We start from the raw sequence: 22316 nt of genomic DNA on the forward strand, positions 1-22316 counted from the left end.
CTGGAGCGGGGGCGTCAGCGCGGAGCTGCGCGTCGCCGCGCCTACGCCTCGACGGGTCGCGCGGCGTACCAGGCTGGGCCAGCCGCAACGAGCTCGGCAACCGGGTGGACCGCTACCGGTTCCCCGATAGCCAGGTCGGCTCGGGTGGCGAGCGTCCACCATGCGCCGTCCAGCAGGGCGACGGTCAGCACGCCCTGCTCCCGGTGAGTGACGACCCCGTCGCGCCAGGCGCGCGGGGATGCCTTGGCGACGACTTCTTGGATCGGCAGGACGTCGATGCGGATGCGGTTGGGCACGGTGTGGCTCCTGGTGTCGGGTCTCACCGCAGGCTGTTCTGAGCAGCGGTGAGGGGGTGTCTGACGGGCGCGTGGCCCCGTCACGACCCAACCTGGAGCGACGAGCTCAGGTGGTGGGCGACGAGGGCTGGGTCGTCAACGACACATTCGACACGCGGAGCGGTGCGTCGACAGGGCCTCGAGACGCGCCGCGAGAAGCGGTGCGTCGGTCACGAGGCGGTCGGTAGGCACCCGTCGATTGTGCGGGGGTGTGCGGCATGCGGTCAACGCCTTCTCGCAGGATGGACGTGTGACGGCCCGCACAATCTTGCGGCAGCCGCGTTCGGCACCGGAGGGCGCAGCCCGCGGCGAACGTCACTGTCGCGATCCCCCATCGGTCGGCTGCTTGGCGATCACGCTGCTTGGCGATCACGCTGCTTGGCGATCACGAAGCGCCTTGACATCATCAAGGCCATGCAGTCCGCGCCCTTCATGTCACGTCGTCACCGCATCGTCGCGGCCACACCGACCCGGTCCTCTCGATGACGACCCAGCGGCTGACCGGAGGTGAGCCGACCGCACGCCATCGCGCGACGGACGGGCCATGGAACCGGGTGGCACGTGCCACCGGGCTGCTGGGATCAGACGGCGTCGTGGCCGCGTCGGTCTTCACGGAGATGTCGGCGTTGGCGCAGCGGACCGGCGCGCTCAACCTCGGACAGGGCTTCCCCGACGACGACGGACCCGAGTTCCTGCGCGAGCTGGCCGCCGCGGCCGTCCGGGGTGGTCCCGACGATCCAGCCGGCCTCAATCAGTACCCGCCGGGTCCCGGGCTTCCGGCCCTACGTCGCGCGGTCGCGTCCCACCAGGAGCGACACTACGGACTGACCGTCGACCCGGACACCGAGGTGCTGGTCACCGCCGGCGCAACCGAAGCCCTCGCGGCGACGGTCCTCGCACTCGTCGGCCCAGGGGACGAGGTCATCACACTCGAGCCGTACTACGACGCGTACGCCGCAGTGATCGCCCTGGCTGGTGCGGTGCACCGCACCATCCCCCTGCGCGCCGGACCGACCGGCTTTCGCCCGACCGCATCGGGGATCTCAACGGCCTTCTCGCCGCGTACCCGACTGGTGCTGCTGAACTCGCCGCACAACCCCACCGGCACCGTCCTGACGGCGGAAGAGATCGGATGGATCGCCGCGGCAGCCATCGCACACGACGCGATCGTCGTCACCGACGAGGTCTACGAGCACCTCACCTACGACGGCGTGCGGCACGTGCCGATCGCCACGCTGCCCGACATGGCAGACCGGACGCTCACCGTGTCATCGGCGGGCAAGACGCTCTCCCTGACCGGGTGGAAGGTGGGATGGGTGCACGGACCGGCCGAGCTGGTCAGCGCCGTGCGCACCGTCAAGCAGTTCCTCACCTTCGTGACCAGCGGCCCCTTCCAGCATGCCGTCGCGACGGCGCTGGACGACCGCGACGGACAGGCAGCCCGCTACGTCGCAGCGCTCCGAGCCTCCCTCGCATCACGGCGCGACCTGCTCTCCGACGGGCTCCGCGCTGCGCGGCTCGTTCCCGTCGGCTCCCACGGAACCTACTTCCTGCTCGCCGACGCCGGACCGGCCGGCTACGACGACGCGATCGAGTACTGCCGACGGCTCCCGGAGCTCGCCGGTGTCGTGGCGATCCCCGCGACGGCCTTCTGCCAGCCGGGCAGCGAGACGTCGGACACTCTGCGCTCGTACGTGCGATTCACCTTCGTCAAGCGCGAGGCGACCGTGCGCGAGGCGGTTCGCCGCCTGGCGTCCGGACGTGCGTGATCTCATCCTGGTGGCTCACCTACGGCTGATACCGAGTGATGGCCATGAATCGTCACCACGACCCGCCGCGCTTGAGCCCGATCTTGCTAGTCGTCTGTCCAGCCGCGATCACGCGCACGCCGACCAGCTCGTTCACGAGCAGGCAGCTGGCGGGGTCAGCGAACGATGAGGCCTCGCAGCGTGAGGCTGGTCGCCTCTGCGGCGATCCGGACCTCGTGACCGCCGACGTCCATCCGAACGCCCTGGCCCGTCCAGCTCCCGGTTTCATCATCGGCAATCACCGCGATGCGAACACCGTCGACCCACAGTCCGGGCTCTCCGACGCTCGAGGCGAGGAGTCGGACGTCGTGCCGCACCTCGGTGGTGGTGTTGATCTCGTAGGCGACCCAGTCTCCTGGTTCGAGCAGGACGCTGAACTCCTCGCGGTCCGAGCGTGGCGTCCCTGTCGTGTGATGGAACGGCAGCTCGTCGGGTTCGGCTTCGTCGGCGACCCGGAGAGTGACCGCGTCGTCGGACCTGAAGCCGCGGAGCGGCACGCCGTGATGCGCGGAGTAGGACTTCCCCGGCCCGCAGAACGTGAACCCGGACGACGGGAGTCGGAGTGGCGCGCGGCGCATGAGGGCGTTGACGATCTCGGGCCGGTAGTCGCACTCCTCAATCTGCATCGCGTCGATCAAGGCGGTCAACGTGGCCCACGCATCGTCAGCAGACGGGGCTGCGGCGGTGCCTGCGCCTGCGGCGACGATGGCGTCCCACCCTTCCGGAGGCCGCACTGAGCAGGGCGAGGTGAGGGTGGCCATCTTCTTCCAGGGCCAGAAGTTCCAGGAGATGGACTGGTCCTCGTAGAGCTGGAAGGCGGTCTGGAGCCAGTCGGTGTTGTTCTCCCCTCCTTCGCCCATGTAGATCGGCAGGCCCAGTCGGCGACCGACGTCCAGGTAGCCCGCGATGCTGGGCAGGTCGGGAGCGGACCAGTACTTGTGGAACTGCAACATCGAGTTGGGGTCCCACGTCTCGGTGAAGATCGACCAGTTGGTCGACCAGTGGGTGCCCTCGTAGATGATCAGGTGGTCAGGGTCGACCTCGCGGATAGCTGCGGTCAGCTCGCGGTACAGGTCGACGAGACGGTCGGGGTAGATGTCCTGCCACTCGTTCGGCAGCGGCTCGTTGAGCAGGTCGTAGCCGGCCACGACGGTCTCGCCCGCGTAGATCTCGGCCAACACGCGCCACAGGGCGATCGTCTGGGTGCGGTACGTGTCGTCCTCGAAGAGCTCGGGGCGCCCGCGGGGTGAGTCGTCGATGTTGGTGCCCGTCTGGCCGCCCGGGGCGCCGTGCAGGTCCAGGACGACCCACAGGCCGTGCCCGCGGCACCACTCGATCGTCCGGTCGATCAGTGCGATGCCGCGAGCAAGGATCTGCCCCGCGTCGTCCATGACCATGCGCGAGTTGATCGGGAGTCGGACGTGGTCGAAGCCGTCCGCCGCGATGCGCGCGATGTCGGCCTCCGTGACGAACGAGTCCTGGAAGTCCACCCAGAAGCGCTGCGCGCGTTCGTCACCGACGAGATCGGTGATGAGCGTCTCGATCTGCCGCGGTGATTGCGGGCCGCCGGTGAAGCCCCACATGTAGCCCTCGGGCAGCAGCCAGTTGCCGAGGCCGACTCCCCTCATGATCAACCGGCGTCCTTGTCCGTCGACCAGGCGACCGGCGTCGGCATGGACGTATCCGTCGAAGCGGTCAGCGGTGGCGGCAGAACGGGTCATGAGGTGGCTCCTGGGGCGTGGGCGAGGGGTCGTCGGGCGCGGCGCGACCCGCCCACGTCGTGCGTGGGAGCCGCGAGGGTCGTCATTTCAGGCCGGAGAGGGTGAACCCCTGGACGATGTGGCGCTGGAAGACGATGAAGACGAGCAAGATCGGGATCACCATGACCGCTGCTCCGGCCATCTGCAGCGACGGGTTGGTGGAGACCTGCTGGTTGAGCAGGGCGAGCCCGACGGACAGGGTGTACTTGCTCTGGTCGTTGGCGATGACCAGCGGCCACAGGAAGCTGTTCCACCCGGCGATGAAGGTCAGCACCGTCTGCACGGCCAGGATCGGCTTGGACATGGGGAGCACGATCGACACGAAGATGCGCAGCTCTCCGGCGCCGTCGATGCGCGCGGCCTCGAGGACCTCGTCGGGGATCGTCGTCATGAACTGCCGGAACAGGAAGATGCTGAACGCGCCGACCAGGGTCGGCAGGGCGATCCCGAGCAGCGTGTTGGTCAGCCCGACGGAGTTGAGGATCAGGTAGGTCGGGATCATGGTGACCTGCGCGGGGATCATCATCGTGGCGAGCACCGTCGCGAACATCAGGCCGCGGCCCTTGAAGCGGAACTTGGCGAACGCGTAGCCGGCCATGGCCATCAGGAACATCCCGACGAAGCCGATCGCGACCACGACGAGGGTGTTGGCGAGGTACTGGCCGAAGTTCAGCTGGGTGAACAGCTGCCCGAAGAACTCCAGCGTCGGGTGCTTCGGCAGCAGCGACGGCGGGTGGGCGACCGACTCCTTGCGGGGCTTGACCGAGCTGAAGATCATCCAGAAGAACGGCAGCGAGGTCAGCAGCGCCCCCAGCAGGAGCGCGACATTGGTGGTGACGCGCGACGCGCGAGGAGGCCTAGTCGACATCGCTTCTCCTCAGGCGTAGCTGGACGAGCGTGACGACCGCGATGATGACGAACAGGACAAGGGAGCCGGCCGAGGCGAAGCCGAACTGGTTGTAGCGGAAGCCCTGCTGGAAGATGTAGAGCGAGATCGATGTCGTGGCCCCGACGGGTCCGCCCTGGGTGAGTACGTACGGCTCGTCGAAGAACTGCAGCCAGTTGATCACCGTGGTGATCGTCACGAAGAAGATCGCAAAACGGAGCAGCGGGATGGTGATCCGCAGCGTCCTCTGACGCTCGTTGGCGCCGTCGATGGCGGCGGCCTCGAGGTACTCCTTCGGGATTCCCTGCAGCGCCGCGAGGAAGATGATGATGTTCAGTCCCGTGGCACGCCAGATCGCCACCAGGGCCACGGAGAACTTGGCCACCGTCGGCGACGAGAGCCAGGGCACCGGGCCGATCCCCACGAGTGACAGCAGGTAGTTGAAGAGGCCGAACTGGCTGTTGTAGAGGTAGCCCCACACCAACGCGACTGCCACGATCGCGGTGATCGCGGGCATGAAGTAGAAGGCGCGCAGCGCCCGAGCGAACCCGCTGTCGCTGCGGTGCAGGAGCAGCGCGACACCCAGGGACACCACCAGGATCGATGGCACACCCACCAGCGCGAACAGCCCGGTGTTGGTCAGCGCATGCCAGAACTCCGGGTCCTGGACCAGTCGGGTGTAGTTGGCCGCGCCGATGAAGCGGATGTTGCTCGAGTCGGCCAGTCCGGAGATGTTCATGTTGGTGGTGCTGACCACGGCGGCCACGAGGATCGGGAGCACCCCGAACGCCAGGAGCAACAAGAACGCGGGCGCGACGAAGGCGTAGGGCACGACGGCGCCGCGCCGTCGGCTGACGGGGCCGGCCGGACGTCGTGGCCGGCGCACCCGGGGGAAGGCAGCGCCCGGGGGCGCAACCGTGCTGGTCGAAGTCATGGGGGTGCTCACCTTGGGGTCGGCGAGCCAGGGGTCGCGCCGCTGCGCGGCCCCTGGCTCCGCACGGTCAGTAGTTGCTGGAGATCTGAGCGGCCTTGGCGTAGAACGCCTCGAGCGTGGAGTCCCGGTCGGCTCCGGTAGTGCCGATCGCGGTCAGTGCCGTGGCCATCTCGTTGGCGATGAGGTCCCAGCCCGGCACCATCGGGACGGTGCGGGCCTCGGTGAGCTGCTTGGCGTAGACGGCCAGGGCCGCGTCACCGGTCTTGGACAGCTCGTCGAGTGCCTGCAGGTTGGTGGGCAGCTCGCCCTGTGCCTGGTACCAGGCGGTCTGGGTGGCGGGCTGGTCGAGGTAGTCGATCAGCTGCATCGCGGCGTCGACGTGGGTCGAGGTGTTCCACACCCCCAGGTTGGACCCGGCGAACAGGGACGTGCCGTTCTTGTCCTTCGGGGACAGTGCGACGCTCCACTTGCCGTCGAGCTCAGGTGCTGCCTCGCTGATCGCCTTGGCCAGGTACGGTCCCGAGATGACCATGGGGGTCGCGCCCGAGACGAAGCCCTGGGTCTGGTCCCAGTCCGAGGCCGTGGGCGCCGAGCCGTCAGCGAAGAAGCCGAGGTAGTGGTCCACGGCTGCGGCGAACTCGGGGGTGTCGAAGTTGACCTTGCCGTCGGCCCCGACCACGTCGCCGCCCGCCTGCCACGTGTACTGCACCGGCAGCGTGTTGTCCCACAGCGGGATGTAGTAGCCGTACTGCCCGTCACCGCGGGCCTTGAGAGCCTTGGCGACCTGCTCCATCTGGTCCCACGTCGTCGGAGGCGTGGGGTATCCGGCGGCAGTCAGGATGTCCGACCGGTAGAACAGCACCCGGGTGTCGGAGATCCACGGAACGGACAGCACCTTGCCGTCACTGCCGAGGTTCTTCGGGTCGACCGCATCGGGGAAGTTCGCGGCCGCGAGGCCGGGGTAGTTGCCGATGACGCCGCTCAGGTCCTTCAGTGCCCCGGCGGCTGCGAATGTCGGCAGCAGCGACAGGCCGACCTGGACGACATCGGGTCCCTGCCCGGAGGCGACAGCCGTCGTGAGCTTGTCGTTGACGTTCTCCCACGGGATGGCGTCGACCTGGAGCGTGATGCCCGTCTGCGCGGTGAAGTCGGCTGTCGCCTTCTCGAAGGCGGGCCCGACGTCGCCCATGACCCAGACCTTCAGCGGCCCGGTGTCCTTGGCGGTCGCGCCCGTTGTTGCTCCCTGCGTCGCGGGGGCGGCCGAGCTGCCGCTCGAGCATGCGGCCAGGACGCCCACGAGGACCGTGGCGGCCGCGGCCGCCACGGACCTGACGAGTACTCTCTTCATCGAGCCATCTCCTTGTGGTGGTGTGTGTTTCCTGCAGTCCCCAGGCCCGGGTGGTCCTGTCCGACCGCCCGGGTGTGGGCCGCGATCTGCTCGCGGTACCACGCAGCACTGGCCTTGGGGATCCGGGTCTGGGTCGCGTCGTCCACGACGACCAGCCCGAAGCATTGGCGACGGGCCACGCCCGCCTTCCGTGACACCGTCCTCGATCTCGCACGCCGCAGTGGCGGCACCCTGACGGCAGGGTGCGGGGAGACGGGAGACCTCCAGGTCAGGGCCTCTGAGGCGGCGGCGTCGGTCTGCGCACTCACGGTGGTCATGCCGTCACCTTCGCCATCGGTCCGTCGATGAGTCGTTGCAGGGGCAGCAGGGCGGCACCCAGTGCCACCGAGTCGCCCTCGAACCGGCACAGCTCGAGAGTGAACTGGCTGCCCGGGCGCTCCAGGGCCGCAGCGCGAACCTGCGCCTCCAGCTGGGTGCGGCGTGACTGCATAAGGCACAGCCCGACCCAGCCGCCGACGATGACCCGCTCGGGGTTGGTCAGGTTCACGAGGTTGCCCAGCGCAAGCGCGAGGACCTCGACGGTCTCGTCGAGCACGCGGATCGCCGCGCTCTCGCCGGCGTCGGCAGCCGCGACGAGGGCAGTCAGCGCCCGCCATCCGGACCCCGGTGGCTCGCCGCCCGCGTCGCGCCAGCGTCGCAGGATCGCATCAGCCCCCACGTACGCCTCCAGGCAGCCATGAGCGCCGCAACGGCACCGCGGCCCGCCCACGCTGACCTTGGTGTGGCCCCACTCCCCTGCACTGCTGGCCAACCCACGCATGAGCTCGCCGTTCGACACGACACCCAGTCCGATGCCTCGCCCGAGGAGCGCGACGATCGCATGGTCGACTTCGCGGGCCGCGCCGAACCACATCTCGGCTGTCGCCAGCGTCTTGGCACCGTTGTCCGCGAAGACCTCGAGCCCGTCCGCACGCAGCAGCTCGTCGATGTGCACCGGCGGCCAGCCCAGGCTCTGGGCGTACAGGATGACGTCGTGGCCACCGTGCAGACCCGAGGTGTCCTCGACAATTCCCGGCAGTCCCAGGCCGAGCCCGACGAGACGGGACTCCCGTTCCGGATGGCGTGCGCGGATCGCGCTGACCGCGTCCTGCAAGGCCTCGCCGATCTCCGCGGGGGTCGACTCACGGGTCCGACCCTCACGGAACTCGCGGTCGAGTCGCTCGAACGACAGGTCGAAGAGCTCGACCGCCACCCCGTGCTCGCCGACATCAGCGCCCAGGAAGTACGCGCCCGGCGCGTGCACCCCGATCTGGCCGATCGGGCGGCCACCGTCCGACGGCAGTGAGCCGCGCTCCTCGATCAAGCCCTCGCGCAGAAGGTCGCCGACCACGTTCGTGACGGTCGCCGTGGACAGGTGACACTGAGCGGCAAGGTCCGCTCTCGTGGTCTCACCTGCCACTACCACCTGGCGCAGCACGCGAGCCCGGTTGCGGGTCCGCAGGTCGCGCGTCGTTGCGCCGTCGGCCATCTGTCCACCTTCCTTCACGACTTAGAATAACAGTCGCTCGAAGGTCGGCAAGGCTGTCGGTATCACAGTTGGGTCACGACTGGTGGCGAAGGCCGCGCTAGGGGCATCTGACGCCGTCACCGCCCGAACCGTCGTGCTGGCCGCGGTTCACGAGGAGCTCGCAGAGCTGGTGGCTTGACGGGCGCTGGGTCGCGCTCCGCAGCAGATTTTCCATCACTGGGAATACACTTCCTGGTGATGGAGTTGTGCTGGGCATGGACTTCTTCGATGTGCTGGTGGGGTACGAGACGTACCTGTGGAACCACCTCGACGACCGGCTGCGGGCCGGCGGCGGGGTCTCGCTGGGGACGTTGTCCGCGCTGCGGGTGGTGCGTCGCCATGCCGGTGAGTGCCGGGTGCAGGAGCTGCGTACGGACCTCGGGATCACCGTGGGCGCGGCGAGCAAGCTCGTCGACCGGCTGGAACGGGACGGCCTCGCGGTCCGCAGCGCCCACCCGGGCGACCGGCGCTCGTCGCTGGTCACCCTGACCGCCGCCGGCGACGCCGCGCACGACGCAGGCGTCGCGCTGATGGCCACGACCCTCGCTGAGCACCTCGCCGGCGAGACGGCCTTGGCCGAGACGACGGTCGCTCTGGCGCGCCTGCTGGCGAAGCTCGGCGCGACCCTCCCCCAGGTGGCCCGATGAGCGCCCGCACGATGCGGGCCGTCGTCATCGACCGCCCGGGCGGTCCCGAGGTCCTGCAGGTGCGGGACGTGCCCGTGCCACGCGCCGAACCGGGCCAGGTGCTGATCGAGGTGCGCGCATTCGGGCTGAACCGCTCCGAGCTGCACTTCCGTCGCGGCCAGGGATCGTCCGGGTCGTTCCCGCGCATCCCCGGCATCGAGGCGACCGGCGTGGTCGCCGACGCCCCCGGCGGCGAGCTCGCCCCCGGAACCCAGGTCATGGCGATGATGGGCGGGAGGGGCCGCACGAGCGACGGCGGCTACGCCCAGTACGTCCTCGTCCCCGCCTCCCAGGTCGTGCCGTTCACCAGCGACCTGCCCTGGGACGTGCTCGGCGCGGTCCCGGAGATGCTCCAGACCGCCCACGGCTCCCTCGAGGTCGGCGTGCGCCTGACGCCGGGGCAGACGCTCCTCATCCGCGGCGGCACGTCCTCGGTCGGCCTCGCCCTGGCCGCCCTCGGCAGGCTGCGCGGGCTGACCGTCCTGTCGACCACCCGCTCCCCCTCCCGGCGCGCGCTGCTCGAGGCGGCCGGCGTCGACCACGTCCTGATCGACGACGGCAACATCGCCACCCAGGTCCGCGCGATCGTCCCCGGCGGGGTCGACGGGGCGGTCGAGCTGGTCGGGGTGAACGTCCTGGCCGACACCCTGCGCGCCGTGCGCCCCGGCGGGACCGTGTGCTTCACCGGGATGCTCTCGGACCAGTGGACGATCCCCGAGTTCTACCCGATGGACTGGCTCCCGAACGGGGTCCGGCTCACCGCGTACTCCGGCGACGCCACCGATCTGCCCGCCCCGGTGCTGCAGGCGTTCCTCGACGACGTCGCCGCCGGCCGCGCCCGCGTCCCCGTCGGCCGGGTCTACCAGCTCGACGACATCGCCCAGGCGCACCGCGACATGGAAGCCGGCACGGTCGGCGGCAAGGGGGTCGTCGTCCTGTGACCCGACCCACCCTCACCCGGTCCGCGCGAACGGCTCGCCGCACCTATCCGGGTGGACCGGCGCGCCCGGGCACCGTCCCGGTGACGGCCGCGCTGATCGGGACGCTGGCGCTGCAGAGCGCGATCCCACCGTTCGCGACCGACATGTACACCCCCGCGTTCCCCCAGGTCACCCTCGCCCTGGCCACACAGGCGACCCTGGTCGGCCTGACGCTGACCGCGTTCTTCGTCGGGCTCGGTGCCGGACAGCTGGTGGGCGGGCCGGTGTCCGACCAGCGCGGCCGGCGTGTGCCGCTCATCGTCGGCGGCGTGCTGTGCACGCTCGGGGCGATCGCGTGCGCCCTCGCCCCGTCGATCTGGTTCCTCGTCGCCGCCCGCCTGGTCCAGGGCTTCGGCGGCGGTATCGCCGCCGCGGTCGCACGCGCCGTGCTGATCGACGTCGCGCGCGGAGACCGGCTCGCGCGCCTGATGTCCGTGCTGATGGCCATCGGCGGTCTGGCACCGATGATCGCCCCGGTCGCCGGCGCGGCCGTCGTGACCGCGGGAACGTGGCGGACGGTGTTCTGGGCGCTCGCCGCGCTCGGTGCGCTGATGATCGTCACCGCCGTGCTTGTCGTGCCCGAGACGCTGCCGGTCGAGCGGCGGCGACGTGGAGGCCTGCGCCACTCGGTCGGGCAGTTCGGTGAGGTGCTGCGGATCCGGTCGTTCGTCGGATACACGCTGACCTCGGCGTTCTCCGCGTTCACGATGATGGCCTACATCGCCAACGCCTCCTACGTGCTGCAGGTCGGCAAAGGCATGGGGGCGATGGCGTACGCGATGTTCTTCGCCTCGACGGCGCTCGCCCAGATCCTGCTCACCCTCGTCAACGCGCGCCTCGTCGGCCGCATACCGACGCGACGACTCATCGGTGTGGGCCTGACCGCCTCGACCGCCGCCGTCGTCGCACTCACTCTGGGGGTCGGGCTGTGGGGCACCCCCCTGATCCTGACCTGCGCCGGGTTCCTGCTGCTGATGGCCGTCCAGGCATTCATCTTCGGCAACTCCGCCGCGCTCGGCGCCGCCGAGACCACGCACGCCGCCGGTTCGGCCGCGGGCCTGCAGGGCGTCGTCCAAGCCATCGCGATGGCCGTCGCGGCGCCGCTGGCCAGCGCTGGGGGTGGATCCACCGCCTGGCCGATGGTCGCGGTGATGCTCGTCGGCGTCGGCCTCGCGTGGGTCAGCCTCCTCTTGTTCGCGCCGCGAGGACCCGGCAGCCGCGCCGCCCGGCAGCTCGTTGCCGGCCGGGCGCCCCAAGGTTCGGTGGGTGCCGCATGATCGAGTTCGCAGCGGTCTCGAAGACCTACGTCAGCGGAACCGTGGCTGTCGAGCGGTTCAGCCTCACGGTGCCCTCGCACCGGACGATCGCCCTGGTCGGGTCCTCGGGGTCCGGCAAGACCACGCTGCTGCGGATGGTCAACCGCATGGTCGAGCCCACCGCGGGGAGCGTGCTGATCGACGGGGTGGACGTCGCCGCGGTGGATCGGGTCCAGCTGCGCCGCTCGATCGGCTACGTCCTGCAGGCCGGCGGCCTGCTCCCGCACCGGTCGGTCGCCGACAACGTCGCCACCGTCCCGGTCCTGCGCGGCATGCCCCGACGCCGGGCCAGGACCCGCGCCCTCGAGCTCATGGAGCGCGTCGGCCTGGACGCGTCGATGGCCGACCGCTACCCGGCGCAGCTGTCCGGTGGGCAGCAGCAGCGGGTCGGCGTCGCCCGGGCCCTGGCGGCGGACCCGAACATCCTGCTGATGGACGAGCCGTTCGGCGCGGTCGACCCCGTCGTGCGGCGCGAGCTTCAGCACGAGCTGCGCCGACTCCAGCAGGATCTGGGCAAGACCGTCCTTCTGGTGACCCACGACATCGACGAGGCCTTCCTCGTGGCTGATGAGGTCGTCATCCTGCGTGAGCACGCCGAGGTCGCCCAGGTCGGCACACCGACGGAGATCCTCGCCCGCCCTGCCGACGCGTTCGTCCGATCCTTCGTCGGACTGGACGACGCCAGGCGCGAGCTGCGTGCGGTCGACGTCGACGGTCGCACCCTGCTGATCGACGGGGACGGTCGCCCGGCCGGGGTGCTCACGACATGACGTGGCTGTCCCACGCGTGGCCTCAGGTTCTCGACCTAACCCGCGCGCACCTCCTGCTCTCCGTGCTGGCCGTGCTCGCGAGCCTTCTCATCGCCATCCCCGTCGGATATGCCGCCGCGCGACTGCCACGCGTCGGGGCCGTCCTGAGCACCGCGGCGACGCTCGTGTACGCGATCCCGGCGCTGCCGCTGCTGATCCTGATCCCGGTGCTGTTCGGCGTGCCCCTGCGGTCCACGAGCACGATCGCGATCGCTCTGACCTGTTACGGCGCTGCCCTGATGGTTCGTACGGCGGCCGACGCGTTCAGTGCGGTCGACCCCGACGTGCGCCGCGCCGCGGAGGCCGTCGGCCACTCACGATGGTCGCTGTGCTGGCACGTCGACCTGCCGCTGGCCACGCCGCTCCTGATCGCCAGCGCCCGGGTCGTGTGCGTCAGCACCGTGGGGCTGGTGACGATCGGCGCGCTCATCGGGGTACCGAGCCTCGGCAGCCTGTTCACAGACGGGTTCCAGCGCGGCATTCTGCCCGAGGTCGCGACCGGCATCATCGGGACCGTGCTCGTCGGCCTCCTGCTGGACGGCGCGTGCGCTCTGGTCGGACGCGCCCTGACCCGCTGGGACCGTGCGTGGTCCGACCCACGCGAGCGCCCCCGAACGGCGGCGGCCGCATGAACCTCCTGCACGATGCCTTCCTGTGGCTATCCGACGCGAGCCACTGGTCCGGTCCGGACTCGATCCCCTTGCGGGCCGGCCAGCACCTGGCTCTGACCGCCGTCGTCCTTGTCGCCGCGTCCCTGATCGCCGTCCCGGCCAGCGTCCTTGTCGGCCACACCCGACGCGGACAGCTGGTGACGGTCGCACTCGCCGGTGCAGCCCGCGCTATCCCGACGCTCGGGCTGCTGACCCTGCTCGGCCTCATCGTCGGCATCGGTGCGCGCGCCCCGATACTGGCGCTCGTCGTCCTGGCGGTTCCTTCCCTCCTCGCCGGCTGCGCCGCGGGGGTGCGGGGCGTCGACCCGACGACCGTCGACGCCGCGCGCGCCACGGGGCTCACCGAGCTGCAGCTCGTCCGGCAGGTCGAGCTGCCGCTGGCGGCGCCGGTCATCGTCGGCGCCCTGCGAGCGGCCACCCTCCAGGTCGTGGCCACCGCGACCCTCGCCGCGTACGTCGCCGACCTCGGCCTGGGCCGCTACCTGTTCACCGGCCTGAAGTCCCGCGACTACGGCCAGATGCTCGGCGGCGCCGTGATCGTCGCGACCCTCGCCCTCGTCCTCGAGCTGGCCCTCGCCGCTCTGCACCGCGCGAGCGCACGGCGCACGCAGCCCGTCGAGCCGGCCCAGCCCGCCCGAGAGTCCCGACGCCACCCCCGATTCCCCACCACAGAAGGACACCGATGAACACCACCCGCACCCTGACCCGCGTCGCCGTCCTGGCCACATTCGGGCTGGCACTCGCCGCGTGCTCGAGCGCCGATCCGCTCACCGACCCGGGCGCGACCAGCAGCAGCCGGGCCGCGATCGTCGTCGGCTCGCAGGACTACTACTCCAACGAGATCGTGGCCGAGATCTACGCCCAGGCCCTCGAGGCGAACGGCTACACCATCGACCGCCAGCTGCGCATCGGGCAGCGCGAGGCCTACCTGCCCGAGATCGAAGCGGGCACCATCGACCTGTTCCCGGAGTACACCGGCCCGCTGCTGCAGTTCTGGGAGCCCACCACCACCGCGCGCCTGGCCGACGACGTGTACACGGCACTCCAGGGCGCCACCCCCGCCGGGTTGCACGTGCTCGACCAGTCGGCCGCCACCGACCAGGACTCCTACACGGTCACCCGCGAGTTCGCCGAGAAGTGGAGCCTGACCTCCATCGCCGACCTGGCGAAGGTCACCGAGCCGCTCGTGCTCGGCGGCAACTCCGAAGGCGAGAACCGTCCGAACGGCCCAGCCGGCATGAAGGCGGCCTACGGCCTGGACGTCGGCTTCACCCCGATCGAAGACGGCGGCGGGCCACTGACCGTCAAGGCGCTCAAGGACGGCACGATCAACCTGGCGATCATCTACACCGCCGACCCGTCCATCCAGAAGAGCGACCTCGTGACACTCGAGGACACCAAGGGCCTGTTCCTCGCCTCCCACGTCGTGCCGCTCGCCAGCGACGCGATCGACGAGACAGCGACCAGCGTCGTCAACAAGGTCAGCGCGGCGTTGACACCTGACGGCCTCGTCACGCTCAATGCCCGCAGCGTCGACGAACAGCTGCCCGCCGCGACCATCGCGGCCGACTGGATCAGCAAGCACGACCTCGGCTGACACCCTCCACCCGAGCACCGCGCGCCGGCACCGCTCCCGGGGTGTGAGGCAGCGTCGGTGTGCCGACCAGCTCCAGTGCGGAGTCGACGCCGTCGGGAACCAAGCGCGCACCCGTGCGGCGACGTGACCGCGGTCGACGACGGTGGTCCGCACCGTCGTAGAGAAGGACCTCGAGCCGGTCGGGCTGCCGGTCCGCGGCATCGCCGTGCCGACGGCGTCCCGGGTCAGCCCGGTGGCGGCGAACCCGAGTGCGGAGGTCCCGCCACGCACCAGAAGGGTGCGTGCGCGCTGCAGGTCCAGGCCGTCGCCGCGCCGTGGCGCACCACGTCCATCGCGCGCAAGCGCTCGACCCTCGTCTCCTGGTGAACCTCCTCCTGACGGCGTTCGGGGAACGGGACTGCGTCGGCTACGTGAAGATGCTCACTCCGCCGGGACCCACCAGGAGCCCGACGACGATGAGCACAATGCCCCAGAGGACCTGCTTGCGCACGATCGCGACGATCCCGGATATCACCAGGACTACCGCGAGGATCCACAACAGCGTTGCCACGTATCTCACCTCCTCTGCGCCGTGACCTCGTATCCCGAAAGTACCCACATGGGTAGATCGGCACCATCGCTCGCTCCCGGAGCTCGTCTAGGTCATGTCTCCCATAGGCGTGTCCAGGTGATGCAGGCGGCGAGGATGATGGCGGCGCGGTAGGTGATGGCGAGCTTGTCGTAGCGGGTGGCCAGGCCGCGCCATTGCTTGGTCAGGGCGAAGTGGCGTTCGACGACGTTGCGGCCGCGGTAGGCGGCGGTGTCGAACCCGGGTGGCCGCCCGCCTCGGGATCCGCGGCGTTTGCGGGCGGCGATCTGGTCGGACTTCTCGGGGATCACGACCGTGATCCCGCGGGCGTGCAGGGCGCGACGGTAGACCCCGGCGGTGTACGCCTTGTCCGCGAGGACCATGTCGGGTCGGGTGCGTGGGCGGCCTCCGGTCAGGCGCGGGACGCGGATGTCGGCCAGGACCGCGTCGAGCAGGGCGCCGTCGTTGCGGTGCCCGCCGGTGACCACTGCGGCCAGCGGGCGTCCTCGGCCGTCGACCGCGGCGTGGATCTTGGTGGTCAGCCCGCCGCGTGAGCGTCCGATGCCGTGACCTGCAGGTTCACATTCGCTGATCGGCAGATTCCTGTGATTCGACCTTGCCCCCTGTGTCCTGGTCGGGGCGGGTCGTGTTCGTGCCGTGCTGGTGGGCCCGGGCGATCGTCGCGTCCACCGAGACCTTCCAGTCCACCTGGCCGGCCGCGTCGGCCTCGGCCAGCAGTCGGCCCAGGACCCGGTCCCAGGTCCCGTCAGCGGCATACCGGCGGTGACGCTTCCACGCCGTCTGCCACGGTCCGAAGACCTCCCGCGGCAGGTCGCGCCACGGGATGCCGGTCCGATACCGGTAGGCGATCGCCTCGACCACCCGACGGTCATCCCCGAACGGATGACCGCGCCGCCCGCGTTCGACGGCAACAACGGCTCCACCCAAGCCCACTGCGCGTCAGAGAACACCTGATACCGAGAAGACGACGTCACGCGCACAGACTGCCGCGAGCCTCACCCCAGAGAGCATTCTGGAGGTATTCTCTGTTCGCCACTGTTCGCGTCTGCGCAAGTCAGGCCACGTTCTCGTTCGTCTGTGTCCGCGGCCATTCAGCGCCGTACGCTGGGCTCAGGGTCCAACTTAGGGTCCTTTTCTCAACAATTCCGCGGGATTCCCGGCTCTTCACAGATGAGGGTGTGGGCGGGGTGGGCACGTCGTTGTCCGGGTAGAGGTCGAGGTCTTCCGATTTGCTCGCGACACGCAAGGATGAGAACTCCTTCGGGCGCAGAGAGCGAGTCGCGACAGTCGTGTGGCGCACGGGCCTGCGGCTCAGCCCGTGTTCTGCAGGCCCGCGGCCACTCCGTTGACGGTCAGCAGCAGCAGGCGACGCAGGTCGTCGACGTCGTCGGGCGAGGCTCCAGTGCGCAAGCGCTTCAGTGCCCGGAGCTGGAGGAGGGAGAGGGCGTCGATGTACGGGCTGCGCAGCTGAACGGCACGCCCCAGCACCCGGCGATGGGACAGTGCGCTGTCACTTCCGGTGATCGCGAGAACCCATCGGCGAGTGAGCCCCATCTCGTCGAGCACGAGGTCGGCGAGGTCGGAACGGTCACCGAGCGCCAGGTAGCGTGCGGCGATGCCCTCATGGGTCTTTGCGAGGGACATCTCGACGTTGTCGATGATCGTCGCGAACAGCGGCCAGTCGGCGTACGCGGTCTGCAGCTCGGTGAGGTCAGCCACCTCGTCGAGCGCGGTGCCCAGGCCGAACCAGCCCGCCAGGTTCGTGCGGGCCTGGGACCAGGAGAACACCCACGGGATGGCGCGCAGGTCGTCGAGCGACTCGACGTCTGGCCCGCGACGAGCCGGGCGCGAGCCGAGCGGGAGGAGGCCGATCTCTTCCAACGGGGTCACCTCGGCGAACCACCGAGGGAAACCCTTGGCGCCGACGAGCTCGTGGAAGCGGGCGCGCGAGGTCCGGTCGAGCGCGGACGCGAGGGGCGCGAACCGTTCGGTCGCCGCCGCGTTTCGCGCGGCCACGGATGGGGCGCCGGCGAGAAGCGTCGCCGCGGCGACCTGCTCGATGTGCCGTGCGGCGATCGCCGGGTCTCCGTACCGGGCGAAGATGACCTCGCCCTGTTCGGTGACCTTGAACCGGCCGTCCACCGAACCGGGCGGCTGCGCGAGCAGCGCCCTGTTGGCGGGACCGCCTCCGCGTCCCAGGGCCCCGCCGCGACCGTGAAACAGGGTCAGGGTGACGTCACGGGTCCGGGCCCATTGCGTGATCTTGCTCTGTGCGACGTCGAGCACGAGCGTTGCCGCGACGGGCCCGACGTCCTTGGAGGAGTCGGAATAGCCGAGCATGACCTCGACCCGGCGGCCGTTGACCGCCAGGCGGCGCTGCACCGCCGGTAGCTGAACCATCCCCTCCAGGATGTCGACGCTCGCCTCCAGGTCCGCGGACGTCTCGAACAGCGGCACGACGTCGATGACCGGGGCCAGGGCCGGGTCCGGGAACACGAGGGCGGCGAGCTCGTAGACCGCGGCGACGTGCCGCGCGCTGCGCGTGAACGAGACGATGTAGCGCTGGGCGGCCTGAGCACCGTGGCGGCGCTGGACGGCGCCGATCGCCCGGAACGTGTCCAGCACTTCCTGAGTCATCGCGGAGAGCGGTCCGTCGATGCCGTGCTCGGCGATCTCAGCGAGTGCCGCATCGTGCACCCGGGAGTGCTGGCGCACCTCGAGCTCGGCCAGGTGGAACCCGAAGGTCTGCACCTGCCAGATCAGGTGTTGCAGGTCCCCATAGGCCGCACGCGGGGCGCCGGCCTCGAGCAGCGAGCGCTGCACGACGGCCAGGTCCGCCTCGAGCTGGTCGGGGTTCCCATAGGCCAGGTCGGCGTCCCGGCGCCGCGTTGCGCCGATGCGCTCCGCGACGACGAGCAGTGCGCGCCGGTGCGGCTCGTTCTGCGCGTTGCCGCCCACATGCGTGGTCACGGTCTCCGACAGCTCACGCTGGCGCTGCCACAACGTGAGCAGCTCGGGCGACGCGGGGCTGCCGTTGCCGTCGTGGGTGAGCGTGTCGCCCGCGCGCCGCGCCGCCGCCTCCAGAGCGACCAGCACGTGCTCAGATGCGATCACAGCGGCGGCGCGCGTGACGTCCGGTGTGACGTTGGGGTTGCCGTCGCGGTCCCCGCCGATCCAGGTGCCGAGCCTGGCGAACGGGCGGACGACCGGTGCCTTCGTTCCTGCGGCGTCCCCCAGGAGCCAGTCGTCGAGCCGCCGGTACACCGACGGGAACACGTCGAAGAACGTGGCGTCGAATACCGCCATCACGGTGCGGACCTCGTCCAGCACGGTGGGTTTGGCGGCACGCAGCGGCGACGTGTGCCACAGCGTGTCGATCTCGGCGAGCAGGCGCCGTTCATTCTCGGCGAGCGAGGTCCCGCCGATGTACAGCGCGTCGCGCTCCATGATCAGCTCCGAGATCCGCCTGATCGCGCTCGCCACGGCGCGCCGACGTGCCTCGGTGGGGTGTGCCGTGACGACCGGACGGAACTCGAGCGCCTGCAGGCGTCCGACCGCGGCCTCGAATCCGATCTCCTCAGCGAGTGCGGCCACCGCGGCGGGCAGTGAGTCGTCCGGAGCGAGCTCGTGCGGGGCATGGACGGACTCCCGCTCGCGCAGTATGCGCACCCGGTGGTATTCCTCGGCGAGGTTGGCCAGGTGGAAGTAGCACGAGAACGCGCGCGCGACCTGTTCGGCACGCTGCGCCGAGAAGCCCTCGACCAGCGCCTCCGCCTGCTCGAGCGCGGCCGTGCCCTGTTCGTCGTGCGCCAGGATCGTGAGCTCCCGCAAAGACTCGACGTCTGCCAGGAGGTCCTCGCCGCCCGCCTCGCGCAGGACCCTGCCCAGCAGCCCACCGAGAAGGCGGACGTCGTTGCGCAGCGCATCGGGCACGTCGTGGTGGGCGAGGCCACGCCGAGCGTCCTGTGGAGTGTTGTTGGCAAGCACAAGATGGAGGTTAGCCAGTGCGCGGGAGCCGGGTGCGAGCCGGGCCGAGGAAGCCTGGTGTCCCGGACCGGGAAAGCGGGACATCTGAGGCTCAGCCGACGGTTTGGCAGATCTTGTTGACGGCGTCAACTGTCTCGTGTCCATGCACTTCACGACGGGTGGTCGCTCGCGATGCGTGGGTAGCGACTGAATCAGCGGTACGCGCGTTCAGGGGGTGGAGCCGACAGTGCGCCTGGTGTCCCGACGGTGAGGCTGAGCCGGTCTCCGATCCACGAGACCGGCAGCGGGTCGATGAGTCCTCCGACGAAGTGCCCGTCAGAGTCGCGGTTCCGGAATGCGAGGAGCTGCCATGCCCCGGCTCGGTCTTGCACGAGCCGACCGGCGTAGAGCGTCGAGTCCGTCAGGCGCGTCGCGCGGGAGATGTCGTACGGTCCGGTCAGGCTGTCGATCGGCACGGTCCAGATTCCGCCACCGGCGTCGCTCGCGCGTCGCTCGTCGGAAAGCTCACCGTCCAGGCAGCTGAAAACCAGCACGGCGCGGCCGTCGACGACGGCGACCTGGGGGACCTCGAGCTGGCCGAACCCGGCCCCTGGGGCGCTGAGGGCGGGCTCGACCTGCCACGTCTCCAGGTCGGGCGAGGTCGCGTGACCGATGACGCCGCGCTCACGGAGGGCACCCTCGCGCGCGCGCGCCGTGATGAGCATGTGCCACCCGTGGCCCGCCGGGTCCTGGAAGACCCACGGGTCGCGCCATGCCTCGTCGTACCAGGCCGAGTCGCCGAGCTTCTCGTAGCACGTCGCATCCGCCTCGAGCGGCTTGCGCCCCGGGTCGACATTCCAGGTCATCAGGTCGCTCGAGGTGGCGATGCTGATCCGCTGCTGTTCCGGCCGCTCACGGCTGCACGCGGTGTAGAAGAACCGCCATAGTCCGTCGGGGCCGCAGACGATGGACCCGGTCCAGATGGCGAGGTCGTCGAAGGCGGGGCCGTCGCTGGCGACGAGCACGTCGGCGACCTCGGTCCACGAGCGCAGGTCGCTCGAGACGGCGTGGCCGACGCTCGCGTGCCGGTGCCGGCGGTCGGGGTCCCCCAGTGCGCGTGAGGCCTTGAGGTAGAAGGCGTGGAACTGCTCGCCGTCGTCGACGAACCAGCTGTCCCACGTCCAGGAGTCAGGAAGGAGGTACATGTCAGCCCTTCACACCGCTCGAGGCGATGGAGTTGATGAATGAGCGCTGGAACGCCAGGAACAGCGCCAGCACGGGGACGGTGATCATCGACGCGTAGGCCATGACCTGGCCCCATGCGACGTTGAGCTGGAAGAAGTACTGGATCCCGACCATGACGGGGCGAAGGTTCTCGGTCTGGACCACCATGAGCGGCCACAGGTAGGAGTTCCACGCGGGTAGGAACGTCAGGATCGCGACGGTGGCGATTGCCGGTCCGGACAACGGCATGACGACGTTGCGGTAGATCCGCCACGGGCTCGCGCCGTCCATGCGCGCAGCCTCGTCGAGCTCTCGCGGGATGCTCGAGAAGTACTGGTAGAAGAGGTAGATCGAGAACGCGTTCGCCACGAACGGGAGGATCTGCACCTGGTAGGTGTCGAGCCATCCGGTCGTCAGCGCAAGGTGGAACCCGTTGAGCTCGAGAGACGGCAGCTTGTTGACCCACCACACCAGCGGCAGCGCGAGCGTCTCGAACGGCACGATCAGGGTCGCGATGATCGCCGTCAGGACGAGCTGCTGACCGCGCCACTGCAGCCGGGACAGCCCGAATGCCGCGAGGCTGTTGATGAAGAGGCCGAGCACGACGGTGATGGCCGAGATTCCGATCGAGTTCAGCAGGAACCGCAGGAACGGCACCCGGTCGAACACGCCGAGGTAGTTGTCGAACGAGATGTGCCCGATCGGCGCGAACGCTCTCCAGCTGCCGAGGTCCTTGAAGATCTGCAGGTCCGGCTTGAGGGACGAGACGAACATGAAGATCAGAGGGAGGGTGAACACCAGCGCGAGCACGATGCGCAGGGTCAGCACCACCGCGGCGCGTCGTCGGGTGGCCGCGGCCTTGCCAGCTGACGCCTGTGGTGCCGGTGTCGTAGTGGACGGAGCGGTGAGGGTGGTCATGTCAGGCCTTCTCCCTGGTGAGGAAGCGCTGGATCGCTGCGACGGTGAGGACGAGCGCGAAGAACACCAGCGAGATCGCCGAGGCGTAGCCGGTTGCGAGCTGTTGGTACCCGGTGCGGACGGCCATGAACACGAGGGTCGTCGTGGAGTCGAGCGGGCCGCCCTGGGTCATCACGCTGATCTGGGAGAAGAGGCTGAGCGCGGCGATCGTGATTGTGATGAGGATGAACGTGCGGGTGGCCGCGAGGCTCGGCCACGTGATGTACCGGAACCTCTTCCACCCCGTCGCACCGTCCAGGTCACCGGCCTCGTACAGCTCGGCCGGGATGGTCTGCAGACCCGAGAGCCAGATGATCATGTGGAACCCCACGGCCTGCCAGATCGACATGATGATGATCGCCGGCATCGCGGTGGATGTGTTGTTCAGCCAGTCGATCGGTGTGAAGTGGCCGAGCGTGATGAACACGAGGAACTGGTTGAGCAGCCCGTCCGGCTGGTACATGAACCGCCACAGCAGCGAGACGACGACGATCGAGGTCACGACCGGCACGAAGTACACGGTGCGGAAGAAGTTCGTTCCACGGACCTTGGCGTTCACGAGCAGCGCGAGGGCGAGGGCGAGGCCGGCCTGCACCGGCACCACGACGACCGCGAAGTACAGCGTGTTGCGCAACGACGCCCAGAAGGTCGAGTCCTGGAAGAGGTTGACGAAGTTCGTCAATCCGATGAAGTGGGCCGGACGCGGTGAGATGAGGCGCGAGTTGGTGAAGGCGAGAGTGAATGCCAGGAGCACTGGGATCACGAGGAACAGGACCAGCAGGAATCCTGCGGGGCCGACCATCCAGGCGGCGGTGCGCGACTCGTGCGAGCGGGCTGAACGCACCCGGGTCTCCCCCGGGCTGCGCTGGCCGCTGGAGAACGG

The 22316-nt window shown here is 69.7% G+C and carries 20 protein-coding genes and 1 pseudogene; 8 read left to right on the forward strand and 13 right to left on the reverse strand.

Annotated features, from left to right (window positions below; genetic code table 11):
• Window positions 1–41: 41 nt before the first annotated feature.
• Complete coding sequence (locus tag DDP54_RS00615; RefSeq protein WP_109130099.1) at window positions 42–296, reverse strand: nuclease; 255 nt, start codon at window positions 294–296, stop codon at window positions 42–44.
• Window positions 297–889: 593 nt separating this feature from the next.
• Here DDP54_RS00615 and DDP54_RS00620 point away from each other — a divergent pair.
• The gene (locus tag DDP54_RS00620; protein WP_242448129.1) at window positions 890–2104 is read left to right on the forward strand and encodes an aminotransferase class I/II-fold pyridoxal phosphate-dependent enzyme; all 1215 of its coding nucleotides are present in this window, start codon (window positions 890–892) and stop codon (window positions 2102–2104) included.
• A gap of 155 nt (window positions 2105–2259) precedes the next feature.
• On the opposite strand, the gene DDP54_RS00625 is transcribed toward DDP54_RS00620, so the two are convergent.
• The 6 genes from DDP54_RS00625 to DDP54_RS00650 all read right to left on the reverse strand — a co-directional run bounded on the left by DDP54_RS00625 (window position 2260) and on the right by DDP54_RS00650 (window position 8599).
• Window positions 2260–3864, reverse strand: coding sequence for a cellulase family glycosylhydrolase (locus DDP54_RS00625; RefSeq protein WP_109130101.1), 1605 nt, complete (start codon window positions 3862–3864; stop codon window positions 2260–2262).
• Window positions 3865–3946: 82 nt separating this feature from the next.
• Entirely contained in the window at window positions 3947–4771 is an 825-nt protein-coding gene (locus DDP54_RS00630; RefSeq protein WP_109130102.1) for a carbohydrate ABC transporter permease, read from the reverse strand.
• A complete protein-coding gene (locus tag DDP54_RS00635) occupies window positions 4761–5723 on the reverse strand; it encodes a sugar ABC transporter permease (protein WP_109130103.1) in 963 nt (320 codons plus the stop codon). Before DDP54_RS00635 ends, DDP54_RS00630 begins: the two co-directional genes overlap by 11 nt.
• 67 nt (window positions 5724–5790) lie before the next feature.
• Window positions 5791–7071: an extracellular solute-binding protein gene (locus DDP54_RS00640; RefSeq protein WP_109130104.1), complete on the reverse strand. Its 1281-nt coding sequence runs from the start codon at window positions 7069–7071 to the stop codon at window positions 5791–5793.
• Window positions 7068–7250: a hypothetical protein gene (locus DDP54_RS18470; protein ID WP_242448148.1), complete on the reverse strand. Its 183-nt coding sequence runs from the start codon at window positions 7248–7250 to the stop codon at window positions 7068–7070. Before DDP54_RS18470 ends, DDP54_RS00640 begins: the two co-directional genes overlap by 4 nt.
• A gap of 134 nt (window positions 7251–7384) precedes the next feature.
• Window positions 7385–8599 carry an ROK family transcriptional regulator gene (locus tag DDP54_RS00650; RefSeq protein ID WP_109130106.1) on the reverse strand — a complete coding sequence of 405 codons (1215 nt, stop codon included), beginning with the start codon at window positions 8597–8599 and terminating at the stop codon, window positions 7385–7387.
• Between the two features lie 254 nt (window positions 8600–8853).
• Here DDP54_RS00650 and DDP54_RS00655 point away from each other — a divergent pair, with 254 nt between their 5' ends.
• Genes DDP54_RS00655 through DDP54_RS00685 form a run of 7 tightly spaced genes read left to right on the forward strand, consistent with a single transcriptional unit; the run spans window position 8854 to window position 14697 of the window.
• Window positions 8854–9285: a MarR family transcriptional regulator gene (locus DDP54_RS00655; protein ID WP_109130107.1), complete on the forward strand. Its 432-nt coding sequence runs from the start codon at window positions 8854–8856 to the stop codon at window positions 9283–9285.
• Window positions 9282–10265, forward strand: coding sequence for a zinc-binding alcohol dehydrogenase family protein (locus DDP54_RS00660; protein ID WP_109130108.1), 984 nt, complete (start codon window positions 9282–9284; stop codon window positions 10263–10265). Before DDP54_RS00655 ends, DDP54_RS00660 begins: the two co-directional genes overlap by 4 nt.
• Complete coding sequence (locus DDP54_RS00665; protein WP_242448130.1) at window positions 10262–11581, forward strand: multidrug effflux MFS transporter; 1320 nt, start codon at window positions 10262–10264, stop codon at window positions 11579–11581. The genes DDP54_RS00660 and DDP54_RS00665 overlap by 4 nt, the downstream gene beginning before the upstream one ends.
• A complete protein-coding gene (locus tag DDP54_RS00670; RefSeq protein ID WP_109130110.1) occupies window positions 11578–12390 on the forward strand; it encodes an ATP-binding cassette domain-containing protein in 813 nt (270 codons plus the stop codon). The genes DDP54_RS00665 and DDP54_RS00670 overlap by 4 nt, the downstream gene beginning before the upstream one ends.
• A complete protein-coding gene (locus DDP54_RS00675) occupies window positions 12387–13061 on the forward strand; it encodes an ABC transporter permease subunit (RefSeq protein WP_109130111.1) in 675 nt (224 codons plus the stop codon). The genes DDP54_RS00670 and DDP54_RS00675 overlap by 4 nt, the downstream gene beginning before the upstream one ends.
• Window positions 13058–13786: an ABC transporter permease gene (locus DDP54_RS00680; RefSeq protein ID WP_109130191.1), complete on the forward strand. Its 729-nt coding sequence runs from the start codon at window positions 13058–13060 to the stop codon at window positions 13784–13786. The genes DDP54_RS00675 and DDP54_RS00680 overlap by 4 nt, the downstream gene beginning before the upstream one ends.
• Window positions 13783–14697 (forward strand): ABC transporter substrate-binding protein, encoded by a 915-nt coding sequence (locus tag DDP54_RS00685; protein WP_109130112.1) that lies wholly within the window; start codon window positions 13783–13785, stop codon window positions 14695–14697. The genes DDP54_RS00680 and DDP54_RS00685 overlap by 4 nt, the downstream gene beginning before the upstream one ends.
• A 406-nt stretch (window positions 14698–15103) precedes the next feature.
• Here DDP54_RS00685 and DDP54_RS18305 read toward each other — a convergent pair whose 3' ends face one another.
• From DDP54_RS18305 to DDP54_RS00710, 6 genes and pseudogenes are all read right to left on the reverse strand, one after another.
• Entirely contained in the window at window positions 15104–15247 is a 144-nt protein-coding gene (locus tag DDP54_RS18305) for a GPGG-motif small membrane protein (protein WP_197711267.1), read from the reverse strand.
• Window positions 15248–15339: 92 nt separating this feature from the next.
• A pseudogene (locus DDP54_RS00690) lies at window positions 15340–16260 on the reverse strand (IS5 family transposase).
• A gap of 337 nt (window positions 16261–16597) precedes the next feature.
• Window positions 16598–19417 (reverse strand): phosphoenolpyruvate carboxylase, encoded by a 2820-nt coding sequence (locus DDP54_RS00695; RefSeq protein WP_242448131.1) that lies wholly within the window; start codon window positions 19415–19417, stop codon window positions 16598–16600.
• Between the two features lie 47 nt (window positions 19418–19464).
• Window positions 19465–20457, reverse strand: coding sequence for a glycosyl hydrolase family 32 (locus DDP54_RS00700; RefSeq protein WP_109130114.1), 993 nt, complete (start codon window positions 20455–20457; stop codon window positions 19465–19467).
• Between the two features lies 1 nt (window position 20458).
• A complete protein-coding gene (locus tag DDP54_RS00705) occupies window positions 20459–21250 on the reverse strand; it encodes a carbohydrate ABC transporter permease (RefSeq protein ID WP_242448145.1) in 792 nt (263 codons plus the stop codon).
• 145 nt (window positions 21251–21395) lie between these two features.
• Window positions 21396–22235, reverse strand: a complete 840-nt coding sequence (locus tag DDP54_RS00710; RefSeq protein ID WP_242448146.1) for a sugar ABC transporter permease — start codon at window positions 22233–22235, stop codon at window positions 21396–21398.
• Window positions 22236–22316 lie beyond the last annotated feature (81 nt).

Origin of the sequence: Cellulomonas sp. WB94, assembly GCF_003115775.1 — a bacterium.
In the GTDB taxonomy this organism is placed as follows: domain Bacteria; phylum Actinomycetota; class Actinomycetes; order Actinomycetales; family Cellulomonadaceae; genus Cellulomonas_A.

What these genes read in the sequence shown, in the direction of transcription:
- DDP54_RS00625 (WP_109130101.1), bottom strand. Translation starts at nt 3,864, where the DNA reads ATGACCCGTTCTGCCGCCACCGCTGACCGCTTCGACGGATACGTCCAT.
- DDP54_RS00630 (WP_109130102.1), bottom strand. Translation starts at nt 4,771, where the DNA reads ATGTCGACTAGGCCTCCTCGCGCGTCGCGCGTCACCACCAATGTCGCG.
- DDP54_RS00635 (WP_109130103.1), bottom strand. Translation starts at nt 5,723, where the DNA reads ATGACTTCGACCAGCACGGTTGCGCCCCCGGGCGCTGCCTTCCCCCGG.
- DDP54_RS00640 (WP_109130104.1), bottom strand. Translation starts at nt 7,071, where the DNA reads ATGAAGAGAGTACTCGTCAGGTCCGTGGCGGCCGCGGCCGCCACGGTC.
- DDP54_RS00650 (WP_109130106.1), bottom strand. Translation starts at nt 8,599, where the DNA reads ATGGCCGACGGCGCAACGACGCGCGACCTGCGGACCCGCAACCGGGCT.
- DDP54_RS00655 (WP_109130107.1), top strand. Translation starts at nt 8,854, where the DNA reads ATGGACTTCTTCGATGTGCTGGTGGGGTACGAGACGTACCTGTGGAAC.
- DDP54_RS00660 (WP_109130108.1), top strand. Translation starts at nt 9,282, where the DNA reads ATGAGCGCCCGCACGATGCGGGCCGTCGTCATCGACCGCCCGGGCGGT.
- DDP54_RS00670 (WP_109130110.1), top strand. Translation starts at nt 11,578, where the DNA reads ATGATCGAGTTCGCAGCGGTCTCGAAGACCTACGTCAGCGGAACCGTG.
- DDP54_RS00675 (WP_109130111.1), top strand. Translation starts at nt 12,387, where the DNA reads ATGACGTGGCTGTCCCACGCGTGGCCTCAGGTTCTCGACCTAACCCGC.
- DDP54_RS00680 (WP_109130191.1), top strand. Translation starts at nt 13,058, where the DNA reads ATGAACCTCCTGCACGATGCCTTCCTGTGGCTATCCGACGCGAGCCAC.
- DDP54_RS00685 (WP_109130112.1), top strand. Translation starts at nt 13,783, where the DNA reads ATGAACACCACCCGCACCCTGACCCGCGTCGCCGTCCTGGCCACATTC.
- DDP54_RS00695 (WP_242448131.1), bottom strand. Translation starts at nt 19,417, where the DNA reads ATGGACACGAGACAGTTGACGCCGTCAACAAGATCTGCCAAACCGTCG.
- DDP54_RS00700 (WP_109130114.1), bottom strand. Translation starts at nt 20,457, where the DNA reads ATGTACCTCCTTCCTGACTCCTGGACGTGGGACAGCTGGTTCGTCGAC.
- DDP54_RS00705 (WP_242448145.1), bottom strand. Translation starts at nt 21,250, where the DNA reads ATGTTCGTCTCGTCCCTCAAGCCGGACCTGCAGATCTTCAAGGACCTC.
- DDP54_RS00710 (WP_242448146.1), bottom strand. Translation starts at nt 22,235, where the DNA reads ATGGTCGGCCCCGCAGGATTCCTGCTGGTCCTGTTCCTCGTGATCCCA.